This is a genomic window from Bradyrhizobium sp. 63_E2_N1_3 (assembly GCF_052076005.1).
Taxonomy (GTDB): Bacteria; Pseudomonadota; Alphaproteobacteria; order Rhizobiales; family Xanthobacteraceae; genus Bradyrhizobium; species Bradyrhizobium barranii.
Map to the genome: position 1 here is coordinate 1,503,568 of NZ_CP197235.1, position 16,403 is coordinate 1,519,970.

18 protein-coding genes are annotated in these 16,403 nt (G+C 65.0%); 10 read left to right on the top strand and 8 right to left on the bottom strand.

From position 1 onward, the window contains the following. The first annotated feature begins 31 nt into the window (after window positions 1–31). The 3 genes from AB7531_RS06945 to AB7531_RS06955 all read left to right on the top strand — a co-directional run bounded on the left by AB7531_RS06945 (window position 32) and on the right by AB7531_RS06955 (window position 2,480). Window positions 32–1,129, top strand: coding sequence for a calcium:proton antiporter (locus AB7531_RS06945; RefSeq protein ID WP_063981119.1), 1,098 nt, complete (start codon window positions 32–34; stop codon window positions 1,127–1,129). 13 nt (window positions 1,130–1,142) lie between these two features. Beyond that, the gene (locus tag AB7531_RS06950; RefSeq protein ID WP_063981120.1) at window positions 1,143–1,427 is read left to right on the top strand and encodes a cupin domain-containing protein; all 285 of its coding nucleotides are present in this window, start codon (window positions 1,143–1,145) and stop codon (window positions 1,425–1,427) included. 93 nt (window positions 1,428–1,520) lie between these two features. Then, on the top strand, window positions 1,521–2,480 hold the full coding sequence (locus AB7531_RS06955) for a hypothetical protein (protein WP_063981121.1): 960 nt from the start codon (window positions 1,521–1,523) through the stop codon (window positions 2,478–2,480). Window positions 2,481–2,566: 86 nt separating this feature from the next. Here AB7531_RS06955 and AB7531_RS06960 read toward each other — a convergent pair whose 3' ends face one another. Together AB7531_RS06960 and rpsU are read right to left on the bottom strand one after the other, a co-directional pair. After that, window positions 2,567–3,220 carry a tetratricopeptide repeat protein gene (locus tag AB7531_RS06960; RefSeq protein ID WP_166080021.1) on the bottom strand — a complete coding sequence of 218 codons (654 nt, stop codon included), beginning with the start codon at window positions 3,218–3,220 and terminating at the stop codon, window positions 2,567–2,569. A 144-nt stretch (window positions 3,221–3,364) separates the two neighbouring features. Then, window positions 3,365–3,664: a 30S ribosomal protein S21 gene (gene rpsU, locus AB7531_RS06965; protein WP_063981123.1), complete on the bottom strand. Its 300-nt coding sequence runs from the start codon at window positions 3,662–3,664 to the stop codon at window positions 3,365–3,367. 264 nt (window positions 3,665–3,928) lie between these two features. On the opposite strand from rpsU, the gene aqpZ reads away from it, so the two are divergent. Further along, complete coding sequence (gene aqpZ / locus AB7531_RS06970; RefSeq protein WP_063981124.1) at window positions 3,929–4,651, top strand: aquaporin Z; 723 nt, start codon at window positions 3,929–3,931, stop codon at window positions 4,649–4,651. 36 nt (window positions 4,652–4,687) lie between these two features. Here aqpZ and AB7531_RS06975 read toward each other — a convergent pair whose 3' ends face one another. Together AB7531_RS06975 and purE are read right to left on the bottom strand one after the other, a co-directional pair. Then, on the bottom strand, window positions 4,688–5,794 hold the full coding sequence (locus AB7531_RS06975; protein ID WP_063981125.1) for a 5-(carboxyamino)imidazole ribonucleotide synthase: 1,107 nt from the start codon (window positions 5,792–5,794) through the stop codon (window positions 4,688–4,690). Then, window positions 5,791–6,279 (bottom strand): 5-(carboxyamino)imidazole ribonucleotide mutase, encoded by a 489-nt coding sequence (purE, locus tag AB7531_RS06980; RefSeq protein WP_063981126.1) that lies wholly within the window; start codon window positions 6,277–6,279, stop codon window positions 5,791–5,793. The genes AB7531_RS06975 and purE overlap by 4 nt, the downstream gene beginning before the upstream one ends. Before the next feature lie 141 nt (window positions 6,280–6,420). On the opposite strand from purE, the gene AB7531_RS06985 reads away from it, so the two are divergent. Continuing rightward, complete coding sequence (locus AB7531_RS06985; protein WP_084794966.1) at window positions 6,421–7,134, top strand: GGDEF domain-containing protein; 714 nt, start codon at window positions 6,421–6,423, stop codon at window positions 7,132–7,134. Window positions 7,135–7,196: 62 nt separating this feature from the next. Here AB7531_RS06985 and AB7531_RS06990 read toward each other — a convergent pair whose 3' ends face one another. From AB7531_RS06990 to AB7531_RS07000, 3 genes are all read right to left on the bottom strand, one after another. Further along, a complete protein-coding gene (locus AB7531_RS06990) occupies window positions 7,197–7,448 on the bottom strand; it encodes a hypothetical protein (RefSeq protein WP_063981128.1) in 252 nt (83 codons plus the stop codon). A 21-nt stretch (window positions 7,449–7,469) separates the two neighbouring features. Further along, the gene (locus tag AB7531_RS06995; RefSeq protein WP_014492449.1) at window positions 7,470–7,688 is read right to left on the bottom strand and encodes a hypothetical protein; all 219 of its coding nucleotides are present in this window, start codon (window positions 7,686–7,688) and stop codon (window positions 7,470–7,472) included. Between the two features lie 128 nt (window positions 7,689–7,816). After that, a complete protein-coding gene (locus tag AB7531_RS07000; RefSeq protein ID WP_063986093.1) occupies window positions 7,817–8,023 on the bottom strand; it encodes a YdcH family protein in 207 nt (68 codons plus the stop codon). Between the two features lie 329 nt (window positions 8,024–8,352). On the opposite strand from AB7531_RS07000, the gene AB7531_RS07005 reads away from it, so the two are divergent. Next, window positions 8,353–8,535 (top strand): YdcH family protein, encoded by a 183-nt coding sequence (locus AB7531_RS07005; protein ID WP_008131172.1) that lies wholly within the window; start codon window positions 8,353–8,355, stop codon window positions 8,533–8,535. A gap of 141 nt (window positions 8,536–8,676) precedes the next feature. Here the strand turns inward: AB7531_RS07005 and AB7531_RS07010 are convergent, their stop codons facing one another. After that, complete coding sequence (locus AB7531_RS07010) at window positions 8,677–9,780, bottom strand: NAD(P)/FAD-dependent oxidoreductase (protein ID WP_063981129.1); 1,104 nt, start codon at window positions 9,778–9,780, stop codon at window positions 8,677–8,679. A gap of 202 nt (window positions 9,781–9,982) precedes the next feature. On the opposite strand from AB7531_RS07010, the gene AB7531_RS07015 reads away from it, so the two are divergent. From AB7531_RS07015 to AB7531_RS07030, 4 genes are all read left to right on the top strand, one after another. Next, a complete protein-coding gene (locus tag AB7531_RS07015) occupies window positions 9,983–12,661 on the top strand; it encodes a sensor domain-containing protein (RefSeq protein ID WP_063981130.1) in 2,679 nt (892 codons plus the stop codon). 136 nt (window positions 12,662–12,797) lie between these two features. Then, window positions 12,798–14,258, top strand: coding sequence for a glycerol-3-phosphate dehydrogenase (locus AB7531_RS07020; RefSeq protein WP_063981131.1), 1,461 nt, complete (start codon window positions 12,798–12,800; stop codon window positions 14,256–14,258). A 75-nt stretch (window positions 14,259–14,333) separates the two neighbouring features. Next, on the top strand, window positions 14,334–15,491 hold the full coding sequence (locus AB7531_RS07025) for an ABC transporter ATP-binding protein (protein WP_063981132.1): 1,158 nt from the start codon (window positions 14,334–14,336) through the stop codon (window positions 15,489–15,491). Further along, window positions 15,488–16,402 carry an ABC transporter permease gene (locus AB7531_RS07030; protein WP_063981133.1) on the top strand — a complete coding sequence of 305 codons (915 nt, stop codon included), beginning with the start codon at window positions 15,488–15,490 and terminating at the stop codon, window positions 16,400–16,402. The genes AB7531_RS07025 and AB7531_RS07030 overlap by 4 nt, the downstream gene beginning before the upstream one ends. The last annotated feature ends 1 nt before the right edge of the window (window position 16,403 follow it).

Genomic DNA, 16,403 nt, shown 5'->3' on the forward strand with positions numbered 1-16,403 from the left:
AATCGGTCTCCCATTGGAAGGAATCGCCCGCATGAGCGCACACGGACCGATGCCGCGGTCGTCCTGGATCTTCCCCGCTCTGGCGGTGCTGCTGTTCCTGATCGTGACCGCGACCGGCTACAGCTTTACGCTGACGGCGGGCGGAGCCCTGTTCGCGATCGTGCTCCTGGTGATCCTGTTCGGCACCGTCTTCGCGGCCGTTCATCATTCCGAGGTGATCGCCGAGCGCATCGGCGAGCCCTATGGCACGCTGCTGCTGACGCTGGCGGTGACCATCATCGAGGTCGCACTGATCACCACGATCATGCTGGGCGACAAGCCGGCCCCGGAGCTCGCCCGCGACACCGTGTTCGCGGTCGTGATGATCGTCTGCAACGGCCTGGTCGGCCTCTGCGTCTTCATCGGCGGCATGCGCTATCGCGAGCAGGGCTTTCAGGTCTCGGGCGCCAACGTCTATCTCAGCGTGCTGATTGCGATGGCAACCATCACCCTGATCATGCCCAACTACACGCTGACGACGCCGGGCCCGATCTATTCGACGCTCCAGCTCGGCTTCGTCGATCTCGCAACGATCGTGCTCTACGGCGTGTTCCTCTACACCCAGACCGTCCTGCACAAGGACTACTTCGTCCACGAGAGGGCGGACGGCGAGGGCGGGGAGGCGCATTTGTCGGGCAGAATGCTGGTGCTCAGCATCGTGCTGCTGCTGATCTCGCTGCTGGCGGTCGTCCTCCTCGCCAAGAAGTTCTCGCTGGTGGTGGACGCGGTCGCCGTTCAGATCGGCGCCCCGCCGGCGTTCGCGGGCCTCCTCGTCGCCCTCCTGATCCTGATGCCGGAGGGTGTCTCGGCGATTGCGGCGGCGCGCAAGAACGACCTCCAGAAGAGCATCAACCTGGCGCTCGGGTCCTCGCTCGCAACCATCGGCCTGACCATTCCGGCGGTCGGGATCGCCACCTACCTGCTCGACCAGCCGCTCGTGCTGGGCCTGAACCCGGCGAACACCGCACTCCTGTTCCTGACATTCTTGTTGAGCATGCTGACCTTCGGCACCGGCAGGACCAATGTCCTGTTCGGGCTGGTCCATATGGTGGTATTTGCCGTCTACGTGTTCATGGTTTTCGTGCCGTAGAAGGAAATTCCCGATGCTTGCCGCCAAATCCGAGGTTCAGATCGACAACGAGCAGGTCCGGGTGACCGAGTGGCGGCTCGACCCGGGCAGCGCGACCGGGCATCACACCCACGGCATGGACTATGTCATTGTTCCCGTCGTCGCCGGCGAGATGACCATCGTGGCGCCCGGCGGCGAGCGTTCCAAGGCGCAGCTCGCGGCCGGAAAATCTTACTTTCGCAAGGCCGGCGTCCAACACGACGTACTTAACGAAACCTCAACCGAGATCGTGTTCCTTGAGATCGAGCTGAAGCCGTAAGGCGGGCGAACCCTTTGCCATCGATCCGTCGCAGTTGATCCCTTACAATGCCCCAAAGTTCCCGCATCTGATCGCGCGGGGAGTGGCCGAGAAATGCTGAAATACCTCGCTAAAATCTCGATGGATATTCTCCCCTCGGTGCTCGCGACGATCATCGGGGCGTACATCGTTAACCACTACATCAACGCCAAGCCGGCGGCCGATGCCCCCGCGGCCGTGGTAGCGCCTGCCGATGCCGGCAAGAGCGGCAAGCCCTCCGATGTGGCCAACCTCCCGGCGCCCGGCGTCAAGGCCAAAGGCGTCTCCGAGAAGAGCGTGACCGACAAGGCGGCGGCCGAGAAGCCGGCCGACAAATCCGGCGAACACCCGGCCGAGACCAAGGCCGCGGACGTTGCTCCCGCCGAGGCCGGCCCGCGCGGCCGCAACCCGGCGCGTGAGAAGGCGGCCGCCAAGTCCGCTCCGGCTGTCACGGCTCCCGCCACCACCCCGGTGGTCGAGGCCAATTCGGCACCGGCGTCCCCGGCTGCGACGCCCGACGCCAACGATCTCGCGCGCGCCGCGATCGAGCGCCTGCGCAAGTCGCCTGAGGGCAAGGCCGCCGAGGCCAGATCTTCCGAAACCAAGTCTTCCGAGAGCAAGCCTTCCGAAGCCCGGCCGGCTGAAACCAAGTCGGTCGAGAGATCGCCGGAGCCTGCGGTTCGGGAAGCCTCCCGCACCCCGGAAGCCCCGCGCGTCATTCCTGCTGAGCCGTCCGCGCTCCGTCCGCTGCCGCCGCCGATCACGGTGTCGACGCCTTCGTCCGAAGCCTATGGCAATGGCGGCGCGTCGCCGGTCAATCCGCCCTACACCGCCTCGATCGGCAACGACGATCCGAACCGGATGACGCCGCCGGCCGACATTCCGGTGCCGGTGATCGCGCCGCCACTCGACCTGCGTGCCGATGCCGGCGCGACCATGCCGCGGCCGAAGAAGACCAATGTCGCCGACGAGATGCTGTCGGGCATGAAGTCGATGTTCCACTCCGTCCTGCCGAAGAGCGCCACCCCCGATTAAGGCGGTGGCTGAGAGCGTCTTCGAGCGACGTGGACACCGCTTCGCGTGAAGAAAACGCGTCAAAACGAGCAGCTCTAGCCGCGCTGTCAGCCGCCGACGCGGGCGAGACCGCTGCGGGCGGTATCGTCGCGTGGACGTAGCGCGACCGCCTTGTTGTAGGATGTGGCCGCCTTGGCCTTGTCACCCAGCCGCTCATAGGCCTGTCCGCGCGTGGTCCACACCTGCGCGTTGTGCGGATCGACCTCAGAGGCCTCATCGAGATCGGCCGCCGCTTCCTTGACCTTGCCGAGGGCGAGATAGCTGATGGCGCGGCCGAGCAACGGCTCGACCTTTTGCGGATTGAGCCCGTTGGCGGCGCTGAAATCGGCGATGGCGAAATTATGCTCGTTGTTGCCCTGATAGATCAGGGCGCGACCATAAAGTGCCTGCGCGTTATAGGGATCGAGCGCGACGGCCCGGTTGAACTCGTCCAGCGCGCCAGCCGTCTCCCCCGCCTTTGCCAGGGTCTGGCCTTTTGCGGTGTGAGCCTGGGCCTCGCTGACATTGCCGGCGCTGACCGCGCTGTCGGCGGCCGTCGCAGCCGCCTTGGGCGCCTCCTGCGGCTTCTCCTTCTCGGGCATCATGGAGCCGAGATCGAAGGAGCAGCCGCACAGCACGATCCCCATCAAGCCGAGCGCGAACGGCTGTCGCCAGATCTGGCGTAGCCGCGCCAAGCGGCGTTCGGGGAAAGGGGAGGCCATCTACGGTTCGCTCGCGCTGGTGCCGCATCGGTAGTGCCCCCGTCCCAGAGAAGGCACCGCTCACAAAACAATAACGCGGGCCAAGGGCCCGCGTCATCGAAAACTGAAGTCTTGGAAAACTGAAGTCTTGCAAGTCAGGCGGAATCAGCGCGGTCCGCGCGGACCCGCACCCGGGCCGCTGCTACGGCCGCCACGATCACCACCGGGACCGGCGCCGAACACCGGCTTCGGCTTCATCGGCAGCAGGCCTTCGCGCTGCAGCTTCTTGCGGGCCAGCTTGCGCGCGCGGCGCACGGCCTCGGCCTTTTCACGGGCCTTCTTCTCGGAGGGCTTCTCGTAATGACCGCGGAGCTTCATCTCGCGGAAAATTCCCTCACGCTGCATCTTCTTCTTCAGCGCCTTGAGGGCTTGATCGACATTGTTATCGCGAACGAGAACCTGCACGCGGCATCCTCTTCAGTGGATCGGATTTGAATTCTGGTAAGTCAAAGGGGATGGCGAAACGCACAAGCCCTTAACCTTGAGGGCGCGGATGTATCAGACAAAACCCGCGATGTCCACCTGCCAAGCAGATTTTCGGGCCAAGTTCAGCCATTAAATAAGGCGAAAATACCTCCGTACGGCCCCGATTTGGGTGATTCGGCGCCAAGGGTGGGGCAGTTCCCGGAGCTTTGCTCCGGAAATTCCTGGAATTAGGGGAGACGTCACATGGATATGAAGAAATACGCTGCCGAGGCGATCGGCACATTCTGGCTCACATTCGCAGGCTGCGGCAGCGCGGTGATCGCCGCCGGCTTTCCGCAGGTCGGAATCGGCCTGGTCGGCGTGTCCCTGGCGTTCGGCTTAAGCGTCGTCACCATGGCCTATGCAATCGGGCACATCTCGGGCTGCCACCTCAACCCGGCCGTCACCGTCGGGCTTGCCGCCGGAGGACGCTTCCCGGCGGGACAGATCCTGCCTTACGTGATCGCACAGGTCTGCGGCGCGATCGTCGCCGCCCAGCTGCTTTACATAATCGCCAGCGGTGCTCCCGGATTCGACGTCAGCAAGGGTTTTGCGTCGAACGGCTACGACGCGCATTCGCCCGGCCAGTACAGCCTGATCGCCTGCTTCGTCACCGAGGTGGTGATGACCATGATGTTCCTGTTCGTCATCATGGGCGCCACCCATGGCCGCGCGCCCGCGGGCTTCGCTCCGCTCGCGATCGGGCTCGCGCTGGTGATGATCCATCTCGTCAGCATCCCCGTCACCAACACGTCGGTGAACCCGGCGCGCAGCACCGGGCCCGCACTGTTCGTCGGCGGCTGGGCGCTGTCGCAGCTCTGGCTGTTCTGGGTCGCTCCGCTGATCGGCGGCGCGCTGGGCGGGGTGCTCTATCGCTGGCTCAGCGAGGAGCCCTCTGGCGTCGTCGCGGGCGTGAAGACGGCCTGATCGAAAGGCGGGATCGCGGCATGCGCCGCGGTCCCGCTACTTGCCCTTCGTCGGCCTGACTTCGGTGACGTGGCCCATCTTGCGGCCGGGGCGCGGCGCGCCCTTGCCGTAGATGTGCACGGTCACGCCCGGCACGCTCAGCCACTTCTCGTAATCGTTGATCTCGTCGCCGATCAGATTGGTCATGGTGACGATTTCGCCGTGGCGCACGGCCTTGCCGAGCGGCCAGCCGGCAATGGCGCGGATGTGCTGCTCGAACTGCGAGACTGAGGCGCCGTCGAGCGTCCAGTGTCCGGAATTGTGCACGCGCGGAGCGATCTCGTTGACCAGCACCTTCGGCCCGGTGCCGTTGGCGAGCACGAACATCTCGACCGCGAGCACGCCGACATAATCGAGCGCCCCGGCGATCTTGCCGGCGATGCTGCGCGCTTCTTCCGCGAGCGCATCCGGAATCTGTGCGGGGGCGCGGGATATCTTCAGAATGTGGTCGCGGTGCTCGTTCTCGGTGACGTCGAAGCACTCGACCTGGCCGGTCGCCGAGCGCGCCGCAATCACGGAGATTTCGCGCTCGTACGGGATGAAGGCTTCGAGGATCGCCGATTTGGTGGCGAGGCTGGTCCACACCTTGGCGATGTCGTCGCCCTCGCGGATGATGGCCTGGCCCTTGCCGTCGTAGCCGAAGCGGCGGGTTTTCAGCACCGCAGGGAGGCCGATCCGGACGATCGCCTCGCGCAGCGAGGAGACCGAGGTGACGTCGGCATAGGCTGCGGTGCCGATGCCGAGCCGCGTCACGAAATCCTTCTCGGCGAGCCGGTCCTGGGTGGTCTCGAGGATCTTGCGGTTGGGCAGCACCGGGCGGCGCGCGTCCAGCACCATCGCGGCGGCAGACGGCACGTTCTCGAATTCGTAGGTGATGACGTCGACGTCGTTGGCGAACAGCTCGAGCGCTTCGACGTCGGCATATTCGGCGCAGGTCGCGTTCAGCACGACGTCGAAGGCGGGCGAGTCCGGATCGGGCGAGAATACCTGGCAGCGCAGGCCGAGCCGCGCCGCAGCCATGGCGAGCATCCGCCCCAATTGTCCGCCGCCGAGGATTCCGATGGTGTCGCCGGGCTTCAGCTTCACCTGCTTTGCGTCAGTCACGCCTTGTCCTCCGGGCGCTCCGCAACCGCCTCGGTCTGTGCCTTGCGCCAGGCGGCGAGACGGTCGGCCAGGGCCGGATCGGACAATGCGAGCACTGAAGCCGCAAGCAGCGCCGCGTTGATCGCGCCGGCCTTGCCGATGGCGAGGGTGCCGACCGGGATGCCCGCGGGCATCTGCACGATCGAATAGAGCGAATCGATGCCCTTGAGCGTCCTGGATTCGACGGGAACGCCGAACACGGGCAGTTCCGTCAGCGCCGCCGCCATGCCGGGCAGATGCGCAGCGCCGCCCGCGCCGGCGATAATGACCTTGTAGCCCGCCGCCTTGGCGCCCTTGGCGAATGCAAACAGCCGGTCGGGGGTGCGGTGTGCCGAAACGATGCGGGTATCGGCGGCAACGCCGAGCGCTGCGAGCGTGTCGGCGGCATGCCGCATCGTATCCCAGTCCGACTGGCTTCCCATGATGATGGCGATCGGCGCGGTCATGACGTCAATTGTGCTCGGAAAACAGAAAGATAGGCCAGATTAACGGTTCCGGCCGGTGGCTCGCAAGGCGGTGGCAAGGAGAAGGGAATGCACTATCCTGTCTTGGTGAATCCCCGCAAGCCTTCATTGAGCAGGATGCCCATGAAGAAACCAAAAAGGGCGAGCGCTGCGAAGGCCAAAAAGGGCCGAAAGACCAGCGCCAGCCGCTCCAAAGCCGCCCCCAGGCGACTGGCGAAGCGCTCGGCCAAGCCGGCGCGGCGCGGAGCGTCGGCCGCCGACGACCTCAGGGCGACCATCCGCGGCTTGCGGGGCAAGCTCAAGGAGGCGGAACGCCGGGTCGCGGAACTGGAAGCTGCGGCCGACACCGATTTCCTGCTCGAGATTCCGAACCGGCGCGGCTTCGAGCGCGAGCTCGCGCGCGCCATCGCCTACATGAAGCGCTACCGCGCCAGCGGCGCGCTGATCGTCCTCGACGTCGATCGCCTGAAGCCCATCAACGATTCCTTCGGCCATGCCGCCGGAGACGAGGTGCTCAAGGCGATTGCGGCCACCCTGACGCGGCAGGTCCGCGCCTCGGACGTGGTCGGCCGGCTTGGTGGCGACGAGTTTGCGTTGCTGCTCTGGAATCTCAGCGAGACCGACGCCAAGGCGAAGGCAGCGGCCTTCGAGCAGGCGATCGACGAATTGTCGTTTGCCTTTCGCGGTCAGCGCGTGACCGCGGGCGCCTCCGCAGGTGTCGCGCTGCTGGGGGCGCAGTCCGATGCAGGCCGCGCGCTGGAGGAGGCTGATGCCGCCATGTATGTGCGCAAGGCGCACCGGCGGCACGAGCCGCTGATCAGGCTGGTCAGCAACTAGGGCACGATCTTCGCGACAAATGCGGACCGCGTTGCGCGGAGATCATGCTCAAGCAACAACCCTTACAGCGTGGCCAGATCTTCCGGCACGTTGCCGAATTTACGCAGCAGCGTGGCGTCGCCGAATTCGCCGGTCATGGGATCGCCGCTGCGGCTGAACGCAACCGCGCCGATATGGCCGGCACCGTGCGCCAGGATCTCGGCGCGCCGCAACGCGGCCGCCGAGCTCTGGCATTCCTCCGCGGCGCCCGCGACAGGCGATCCGTCGGCATCGATCAGGAAGGGCATTGCAACGTAGTAGGTCACATCCGACATGGCGTTGCTCCGATGTTGAACTCAGGCGGCGCTGCTGTTGCTCCGCACCTTGCTGCGTGCGGTCTCGGGAATGCAGCCGGCTGAAATCGCCGCCTGTAATTCTTCCAGCTCTGCTTCCAGATATTCGTTGGCCATGATCAGCGCCTTGATGGTGCTACGCAGATTGCCGTCGCACATCGCGATCGCCTGGTCGCAGGCCTGTTCATAATGGCTGTTGTCGAGAAGGGCGGTTGCCGACATCTGCGTTGTCCTCGGGGGTTTCCTGGGCGTTTCCTGGGGCGTTGGGATGTCCAAATGTTCCTATTTTGTTCTTTTCGAGTCAAGCGGATTCGGATGCGGCGTGCTGCCACGAAAAAGGGCCTCGCGGTTCAGGCGATGATGTCCGGCGTGATCTGGTCTTCGATGAACGCGATACGGTCGCGCAACAACAGCTTGCGCTTCTTCAACCGTTGTAACCGCAACAGGTCGGGGGCAGGCGATTGATGCATCGCATCGATCGCGGCGTCGAGATCTCGGTGTTCTTGCTGCAACCGGGTGAGCTCGGCTTCGAGCTCACGCTCGTCTTCATTGGTCATGTTCGCGGTGGCCGAAAACCCGATGGGCGTGAGATTCAAGGCTGTGGATGCCCTGTGGAAATTATCGTCCTTGCGCGCCGTGATCGCAAGCGATCTCGGGCCGCCGCTCACCGAACTCTCGCAAGATATTTCGACGATTCGTTGCGGCGTTGCGCAAGCACGTTGATATCATGGATTTTTCCAGCGTGGTTCCTTACTCACGATTCGTTACATATGAATTTTCAAAAATGACGCTGCGACGACGGATACATATCGACAGAACGAATCGGTGATGTACACTTGTTTGTCCGGATCGAATCCAAGGTTTCCCCCTACCGAGGAGGTTTCGAATGACAATTCAGGCACATCTGGTTGAATTGGAACGGAAGCACAAAACGCTCGAAAACGAATTGCACGAAGCTCTCGTGCACCTTTCAACAGACGACCTGCAAATTGTTGAGTTGAAGCGACGGAAGTTGATGGTCAAGGACCAGATCGAGCGTTTGAAGCACACCGGCGACACGCTCCACTAGTAACCCCTGTAACAGTGTAGAGTTGAACTTACCCTTTCATGCAGGGGTGAGAGCTGTTGCGCTCATCCCTGCATGAAGGTGCGCAGCGTGCAAAGTTATTTGCGCGGCGCTTGGAGCCTTTCCGCTCCGATGGAAAATCCCCTAGATGCCTGCGAGCTCAGCGACGTGATCCGCGATCGCGAGCGACGACGTCAGTCCCGGCGATTCGATGCCGAACAGGTTGATCAGGCCTTCGACGCCGTGATCGCGCGGGCCCTGCATCAGAAAATCCTGCGTGGCCACCGCCGGCGGCACGATCTTCGGGCGAATGCCTGAATAGCTCGGCATCAGCGCGCCGTCGGGCAGCGTCGGCCAGTATCTCCGGATCGCCGGATAGAAGCGTTCGGCGCGTGACGGATCGACCTCGTAATTGATCGTCTCGATCCACTCCACGTCGGGGCCGAAGCGTGCCTGCCCGGCCATGTCCAGCGTCAGATGCACGCCGAGCCCGCCTGGCTCGGGCACCGGATAGATCAGGTGCGAGAATGGTGCTCTGGCGTTGCAGCTGAAATAGTTTCCCTTGGCGAGATAGGCCGGCGGAATCCGGTCGATCGGCATGCCGTCGATATGGCGTGCGACCGTTGTCGCCGAGAGCCCGGCGGCGTTGACGAGCAGGCCGCATTGCAGCGTCATCGGCGCTTCGCCGCCGGCCTCGATCTCGATCACATCGCCGGCTGCCTTGGCGCGGATCAGCGGGGTGTGAAACGCAAAGGCCGCGCCGGCCGCCTCGGCCTCGCCGCGCAGCGAGAGCATGTAGGCGTGGCTGTCGATGATGCCGGTCGATGGCGAGAGCAGCGCGGCATCGCAGGCGAGCGCCGGCTCCAGCGCGCGTGCGGCTTCGCCCGTGAGCAGCTGCATGTCGAGCACGCCATTGGCCTCGGCATGCGCCTTGATCGATTGCAGCTTCTCGGTCTCCTTGGCGCTGGTCGCGACGATCAGCTTGCCGCAGTTCTTGTGCGGGATGCCGCGCTCGCCGCAGTAGCGGTACAGCTCATGCTTGCCGCTGACGCACATGCGCGCCATCCAGCTGCCGGCGCGGTAATAGATCCCGGCATGGATCACCTCGCTGTTGCGCGAGGAGGTGATGGTGCCGATGGCCTCGGCTTCCTCGAGCACGATCACCTCGCGCCCGGCCTGGGCAAGCTTTCGAGCCACCGCGAGCCCGACCACGCCGGCTCCGATGACGACGCAGTCGACCCTATCCATGGTTGTGCAGTGTATCCATTGAAAGCATCGGTGGCATCAGGCCTGAGAACCACGGCACCGGGCCGTTTTCCATTAAGGAAGCATTTATCATGTCAGGGCAATTGCCGTATTTGGCGTCACATTTTTCTGTTGCGCGTACAGGCGTTTACCCGATCCAAACCCGTGAAGCCAGACAATCCGACGTTGAAAGCGCGGGTGGCTGATGGCTGAGAAGAACTGGCACGTGGGCAGCACGCTTCCGATTGCTGTGCAGGCCGTCGTGTGCCTGGGCAGCGCGGTCGCGCCTGCGCGCGCCTTTGCGCTCTCGGACAGCTTCGCGCCACCAGGCAAGCTCGATCCCAATTTGGTCTGGGAAGCGCTGATCGGCGGCATCGTCGTCTGTGCGTTCCTGGCCGCCATCGCGCTGTGGATCCATTCCTCGCTGCGCCGCACCAAGCGCTTGCAGCTGCGGCGCAACGCCTTCGTCTCCTCCGCCATGAACAATCTCAACCAGGGCGTGGTGATGACGGATGCGCAACGACGCATCATGTTCTGCAACGACCGCTATCTCGAGATCTACGGCCTGGCGCGCTCGGATCTGTGGACCGGGATGACCGGCTACGACATCCTCGAACTCAGGCGCAAGCGCGACGTCCTCGGCGGTGTCTCCGACGATGAGTTCTACGAGAAGGCGGCGAGCCCCAACGGCCTGATCACCGAACTGCCTGATGGCCGCGCCATCCTAGTGAAATATTTCGTGTTGCCGAACGGCGGCTCGGTCGCGACGCATCTGGACGTCAGCGATCAGCGCAAGCTGTCACGGCAGCTCGCCTCCACCAAGCAATTCCTGGAAACCGTGCTGGACCACGTGCCGGCCTGCGTCGCCGCGAAGAACATCGAGGACGGTCGCTACATCTTCGCCAACAGCGCCTATGAACGGTTCTGGGGGTTCTCGCGCGACCACGCCGTCGGCAAGAATGCGCGGGAGCTGTTCGCGCCCATCTCGACGGCCAGCATCGAGGCGGCCGACAAGGCGGCACTGAATTCGCCGGACGGCCAGTTCCGCAATGAATTCGAGGTCGACCGCGCCGGTGAACGGCGCATGGTTGCCTCGATCCGGATCGTGGTCCGCGACGAGAGCAACAAGCCCGAATTCCTGATGCTCGTGTTCGAGGATATCACCGACCGCCGCTCGCTGTCGCAGGAGCTGGAGAGCACGAAGAAGTTCCTGGAGCTCGTGGTCGACAACATTCCGGTGGCGCTGATCGTGGAGCAGGTCAAGGACGGCCGCTACCTGCTCGCCAATCGCAGCGCGGAGACCATCCTCAACCGCCGGCGCGAGGAGGCCACGGGCCTGACCGCCTCCGACATCTTCAATCCCAAGGAAGCCAAGCTGATCATCGCGCGCGACGAGGCCGCGATCAAGAAGCGCGGGATGATTACCGAGGAGCACCCGATCTCCACCAAGGACGGCCTGCGGCTGTTCCTGACCCGGCGGGCGACCGTGCTCAGCGATGCCGGCGAGCCGCAATATCTGATCAAGACCCACGAAGACGTCACCGACCGCCGGCAGACCGAGTCGCGCATGGCGCACATGGCCTATCACGACGGCCTGACCGATCTGCCGAACCGCGCCGCCTTCCTCCAGGCGCTGACCCAGATGATCGAGGCCTGCGAAGGCACCAGCGAGGAGTTCGCCGTGCTCTGCCTCGACCTCGACGGCCTCAAGGAGGTCAACGACGTCTTCGGTCATGCGCTCGGCGACAAGCTGTTGATCGAGGTGGCCCAGCGGCTTCAGGATTCCGCGCGCGGCGGCGTGGTGGCGCGCCTGTCCGGCGACGAGTTCGGCCTCATCATCGACGGCAAGCAGCCGGAGGCGGGCCTTGCGCTGGCGCAGCAACTCGGCGAGGCCGTTGCCCAGGAATTTCAGATCGACGGCCGGGCGGTCCGCGCCGGCGTCACCACCGGCATGTCGATCTTCCCGCATAATGGTGCCGACGGCGCATCGCTGCTGGCCAATGCCGGCGCGGCGCTGTTCCGCGCCAAGCAGAAGTCGCGCGGCACGATCGGCCTTTACCAGCCGGAGATGGACCAGCAGATCCGCGACCGCCGCGTGCTGCACCAGGACCTGTCGAAAGCGATCAAGAACGGCGAATTGTCGCTCGCGTTCCAGCCGCAGGGCATCGCGCGCCACAGCGTCGCCGAGAGCGAGATTATCGGCTTCGAAGCGCTGGCGCGCTGGCAGCATCCGGTGCGCGGCCAGGTCTCGCCGGCCGAGTTCATCCCGATCGCGGAGGAGAGCGGCCTGATCGTCGAGATGGGCGAGTGGATCCTGCGCGAGGCCTGCCGCGAGGCGGCGTCCTGGCCGAAGCCGCTCCAGGTCGCGGTCAATTTGTCGCCGGCGCAGTTCATGCACGGCGACGTGGTCGGGCTGGTCCATTCAATCCTGATCGAGACGGGCCTGGCACCCGGCCGGCTCGAGCTGGAAATCACCGAAGGCGTGCTGATCGAGGACTTTGATCGGGGTCTTGCACTGCTGCGCCGGCTGAAGGCGCTCGGTGTGCGCATCTCCATGGATGATTTCGGCAGCGGTTACTCTTCGCTGAGCTATCTCCAGGCGTTCCCGTTCGACAAGATCAAGATCGACCGCGCCTTCATCATGAATCTCGGCCGCAACCCGCAATCGGCGGCTATCGTCCGCGCCGTGATCGATCTCGGCCACGGCCTCGAAATGTCGATCATCGCCGAGGGCGTCGAGACCCTCGATCAGCTCGTCTTTCTTGCCAAGGAGGGCTGCGACGGCGTGCAGGGCTACCTGCTCGGCAAGCCGCTGCCGATCGGCAAATATGCCGGCCTCGTCGGCCGCGCCGAGACCATGGAGCTTGCGCTGAAGACCGGCTAGAGCGTTATCGAGCCAAGCGGATACCGGTTCGCGCAAAGAAAACGCGTCAAAACAAGAATCCAAAGCCTCGTTCCGATTTCATCGGAATGGAAATGGCTCTAGTGATGGCGGGCGCTAGCTCCCATTCGACGGCTTCATGGCGGATTACGACCTTGCGATCATCGGCGGTGGCCTGAACGGTGTCAGCCTCGCCCGCGATGCGGCCGGCCGCGGCCTGCGGGTCATTCTGCTGGAGCAGGGCGATCTCGGCGGCGCGGCGTCATCCGCGACGCCACGGCTGATCCATGGCGATCTGTCGGTGCTGGAACGCCGCGGTTTTCGGCGGGTGCGCCGGGCGTTGGCCGAGCGCCGGACGTGGCTTGCCATCGCGCCGCATCTGGTCCGGCCGATGCGCTTCGTGATCCCGGCCCATTCCGAGGAGCGTCCACCCTGGCTGCTGCGTGCCGGCTTATACCTCTATGACGGCCTCACCGGTCGGAGCGGCCTGCCTGCCGCGACCACCCTCGACATCACGCATCATCCGGTCGGCAACGCGCTGAAGCGCCCGTTCGGAACGGCTTTCGAATATTCGGACTGCGTCGTCGATGATTCCCGCCTGGTGGTGCTGACGGCGCTGGACGCCGCCGAACGCGGCGCTGCGATCCGGACCGGGACGCGCTGTGTCCGCGCCGATCGAACCGACACATGGCGCCTCGCGGTGGTCGATCGTGGCCATCGCCGCGTGGTCACGGCCCGGGCGCTGGCCAATGCCACCGGCGGCTGGACGTCGATCGTCGCAGAGACCGTGCTGCGCCAGCCGCAGCCTGCCATGGCGGCCATGCAGATGAGCCAGATCATCGTGCCGCGGCTGTTCGAGTCCGATAACGTCTACGTCTTCCAAAACAGCGATGGGCGGCTGATCTTCGCGAGCCCCCTTGAGCGCGATTTCACGCTGATCGGCACGGTCACTCGTGATTTCACCGGTGATCCCGCGATCGTGGCGATGCCTGGGGCTGACGTCAGCTATCTCTGCGAGGCCGCCAGCCGCTATTTCCGCGAGCGCGTCGCGCCCACCGACGTGGTGCGCGCGGTCTCCGGCGTCAACCTGACGCTGGCGTCCGTGCGGCGGCGCGACGGGACGACGCTGTTCCACGCGCGCCGGCGCAAGGCGCCGCTGATCACGATGTTCGGCGGCGACGTCACCACCTCGCGCCTGCGCGCCGAGCGCGCGGTGACGAGGCTGACGCCGTTCTATCCGATGTCGCCGCCCTGGACCGCCGGCGCCGCGTTGCCCGGCGGAGACTTTGCCTGGGATCGTTTCGACACCGAAGTCGACCTCGCCCGCGACCGCTGGCGCTTTCTGTCGGAGACGCAGGCTCAGCGTCTGGTCGCGGCCTATGGCTCGCGCTTGCCGGCCGTGCTGGGCGAAGCGAAGACGCGCGACGAACTTGGACCCGCCTTCGGCCCCGAACTGACCGGTGCCGAAGTGCGCTATCTGATGACCCGGGAATGGGCCCGCTTTCCCGAGGATATTCTGTGGCGGCGTTCCAAGCTCGGCCTGACGATGCCCGCGGCGGACCGTGACGCGCTGGCCATGTTCATGGCGAATGTGATGTGAACGACGCGCTCCGAACCGGTTGAGATAGGGACGATCGGCCGCTAGCGTGCGGCGGAATCGGGGTTGGCAGGGACCATGACGGACGAATTGCCCAAGATAGACGCCGGCGCGGATGCGCTTCCCGCGGCGGGGCAGCCGCTGCTGCGCATTGAGGGCGTCGCCAAGACGTTCGGGACGTTCCGGGCCGTGGACGGCGTGTCGCTCGAGATCAAGGCCGGCGAGTTCTTTGCGCTGCTCGGGCCCAGCGGCTGCGGCAAGACCACGCTGCTGCGCATGCTCGCCGGGTTCGAGGCGCCGGACGAGGGACGCATCCTGCTCGGCGGCCGGGACATCGCGCAGGCGCTGCCGCATGAACGCCCGATCAACATGATGTTCCAGAACTACGCGCTGTTTCCGCATCTCTCCGTGCGCGACAACATCGCCTTCGGCCTGAAGCGGGCCGGCATGGCGCGTGCCGACATCGCCACGCGCGTGGCGGAAATGATTGCGCTGGTGAAGCTCGAGGGGCTGGAGAAGCGCAAGCCCGACCAGCTCTCCGGCGGTCAGCGTCAGCGCGTGGCGCTGGCGCGTGCATTGGCGCGCCGGCCGCAGCTTCTGCTGCTCGACGAGCCCCTCGCGGCGCTGGACAAGAAGCTGCGCGAGAGCACGCAGGGCGAGCTGATGGAGCTGCAGCGCCGGCTCGGCATGACCTTCATCATCGTCACCCACGATCAGGAGGAAGCCATGACGATGGCGAGCCGGATCGGCGTGATGAGGGCCGGGAAGCTCGCCCAGGTCGCGAGCCCCCGCGAGCTTTACGAGGCGCCGCGCTCGCGATGGATCGCGGAGTTCGTCGGCGACATCAATCTGTTCGACGGCGAGTCCAAATTGCGCGACGGCCATCGTCTGATCATCGGCACGCGCGATGCGGGTGCGCTGGTGGTGGCCGAGCCGCGCGAAGGCGTCGGCGCGGGAAAATTGTCGGTCGCGATCCGCCCCGAGAAGGTCAAGCTCTCGCGCCGCGGGCCGGTGAGCGAGGCCGGTCGTGAGACGGCGATCAACAGCCTGGACGGCGTGGTCGCCGACATCTGCTATCTCGGCGGCACCACCACCTTCAAGGTGAAGCTCGATGCCGGCGGAATCTTGCAGGCGTCGGTCCCCAACAGCGCGCGCCTCGACGTCGACGCCTACAGCCTGAACCAGCGTGTCGTCGCCTGGTTCACGCCCGACGACTGCGTGGTGCTGCAATCATGAGCTCGCGCCGCATCTTCGCAAGGCCCGCGCGCTTTGCCGCGATCGCGCCCTATGTCTGGATGCTGCTGTTCTTCCTGGTGCCGTTCGGCTTCGTGCTCAAGATCAGCCTGTCGCAGACGGCGATCGCGCAGCCGCCCTACGAGCCGGTGTTCGACCTGATGGCGGGATGGGAGGCGCTCAAGGCAGCGTTCGCCGCGCTGTCGATCGACAATTTCAAGCTGCTCGCCTCAGACGACATCTACGTGTTCGCCTATGTGCGCAGCCTCACCGTCGCCGTCACCGCGACTGCGCTATTGCTCGTGATCGGCTATCCCATCGCCTATGGCATGGCGCGGTTGCCGAAGCGCTGGCAGGCGGTGGCGATGGTGCTGGTGATCGTGCCGTTCTGGACCTCGTTCCTGATCCGCATTTACGCCTGGATCAACATCCTCCAGCATGACGGCCTGCTGAACCAGATCCTGCTGGCGCTGCATCTGGTCAGCCAGCCGGTGGTGTGGCTCTCGACCGACAGTGCGATGTATATCGGCATCGTCTATTCCTATCTGCCGTTCATGATCCTGCCGCTCTACGCCACGCTCGCGAAAATGGAGCCGGTGCTGGAGGAGGCGGCCTCTGATCTCGGCGCGCCGCCCTGGCAGGTGTTCTGGCTCGTGACCTTTCCGCTGTCGCTACCCGGCGTCGGGGCGGGCGTGCTGCTGTGCTTCATCCCCATCGTGGGCGAATTCGTGATCCCGGACCTTCTGGCCGGCTCCAATTCGCTGATGATCGGCCAGACCCTTTGGCTCGAATTCTTCACCAACAAGGATTGGCCTGTCGCCTCCGCGGCAGCCATCGTGCTGCTCGTTGTGCTGCTGGTGCCGCTGCTGCTGTACGAACGGCTGCAGAAGCGGCAGCTGGAACAGGGGCGCTGAA

What these genes read in the sequence shown, in the direction of transcription:
- AB7531_RS06945 (WP_063981119.1), top strand. Translation starts at nt 32, where the DNA reads ATGAGCGCACACGGACCGATGCCGCGGTCGTCCTGGATCTTCCCCGCT.
- AB7531_RS06950 (WP_063981120.1), top strand. Translation starts at nt 1,143, where the DNA reads ATGCTTGCCGCCAAATCCGAGGTTCAGATCGACAACGAGCAGGTCCGG.
- AB7531_RS06955 (WP_063981121.1), top strand. Translation starts at nt 1,521, where the DNA reads ATGCTGAAATACCTCGCTAAAATCTCGATGGATATTCTCCCCTCGGTG.
- AB7531_RS06960 (WP_166080021.1), bottom strand. Translation starts at nt 3,220, where the DNA reads ATGGCCTCCCCTTTCCCCGAACGCCGCTTGGCGCGGCTACGCCAGATC.
- aqpZ (WP_063981124.1), top strand. Translation starts at nt 3,929, where the DNA reads ATGGATATGAAGAAATACGCTGCCGAGGCGATCGGCACATTCTGGCTC.
- purE (WP_063981126.1), bottom strand. Translation starts at nt 6,279, where the DNA reads ATGACCGCGCCGATCGCCATCATCATGGGAAGCCAGTCGGACTGGGAT.
- AB7531_RS06985 (WP_084794966.1), top strand. Translation starts at nt 6,421, where the DNA reads ATGAAGAAACCAAAAAGGGCGAGCGCTGCGAAGGCCAAAAAGGGCCGA.
- AB7531_RS06990 (WP_063981128.1), bottom strand. Translation starts at nt 7,448, where the DNA reads ATGTCGGATGTGACCTACTACGTTGCAATGCCCTTCCTGATCGATGCC.
- AB7531_RS06995 (WP_014492449.1), bottom strand. Translation starts at nt 7,688, where the DNA reads ATGTCGGCAACCGCCCTTCTCGACAACAGCCATTATGAACAGGCCTGC.
- AB7531_RS07000 (WP_063986093.1), bottom strand. Translation starts at nt 8,023, where the DNA reads ATGACCAATGAAGACGAGCGTGAGCTCGAAGCCGAGCTCACCCGGTTG.
- AB7531_RS07005 (WP_008131172.1), top strand. Translation starts at nt 8,353, where the DNA reads ATGACAATTCAGGCACATCTGGTTGAATTGGAACGGAAGCACAAAACG.
- AB7531_RS07010 (WP_063981129.1), bottom strand. Translation starts at nt 9,780, where the DNA reads ATGGATAGGGTCGACTGCGTCGTCATCGGAGCCGGCGTGGTCGGGCTC.
- AB7531_RS07015 (WP_063981130.1), top strand. Translation starts at nt 9,983, where the DNA reads ATGGCTGAGAAGAACTGGCACGTGGGCAGCACGCTTCCGATTGCTGTG.
- AB7531_RS07020 (WP_063981131.1), top strand. Translation starts at nt 12,798, where the DNA reads ATGGCGGATTACGACCTTGCGATCATCGGCGGTGGCCTGAACGGTGTC.
- AB7531_RS07025 (WP_063981132.1), top strand. Translation starts at nt 14,334, where the DNA reads ATGACGGACGAATTGCCCAAGATAGACGCCGGCGCGGATGCGCTTCCC.
- AB7531_RS07030 (WP_063981133.1), top strand. Translation starts at nt 15,488, where the DNA reads ATGAGCTCGCGCCGCATCTTCGCAAGGCCCGCGCGCTTTGCCGCGATC.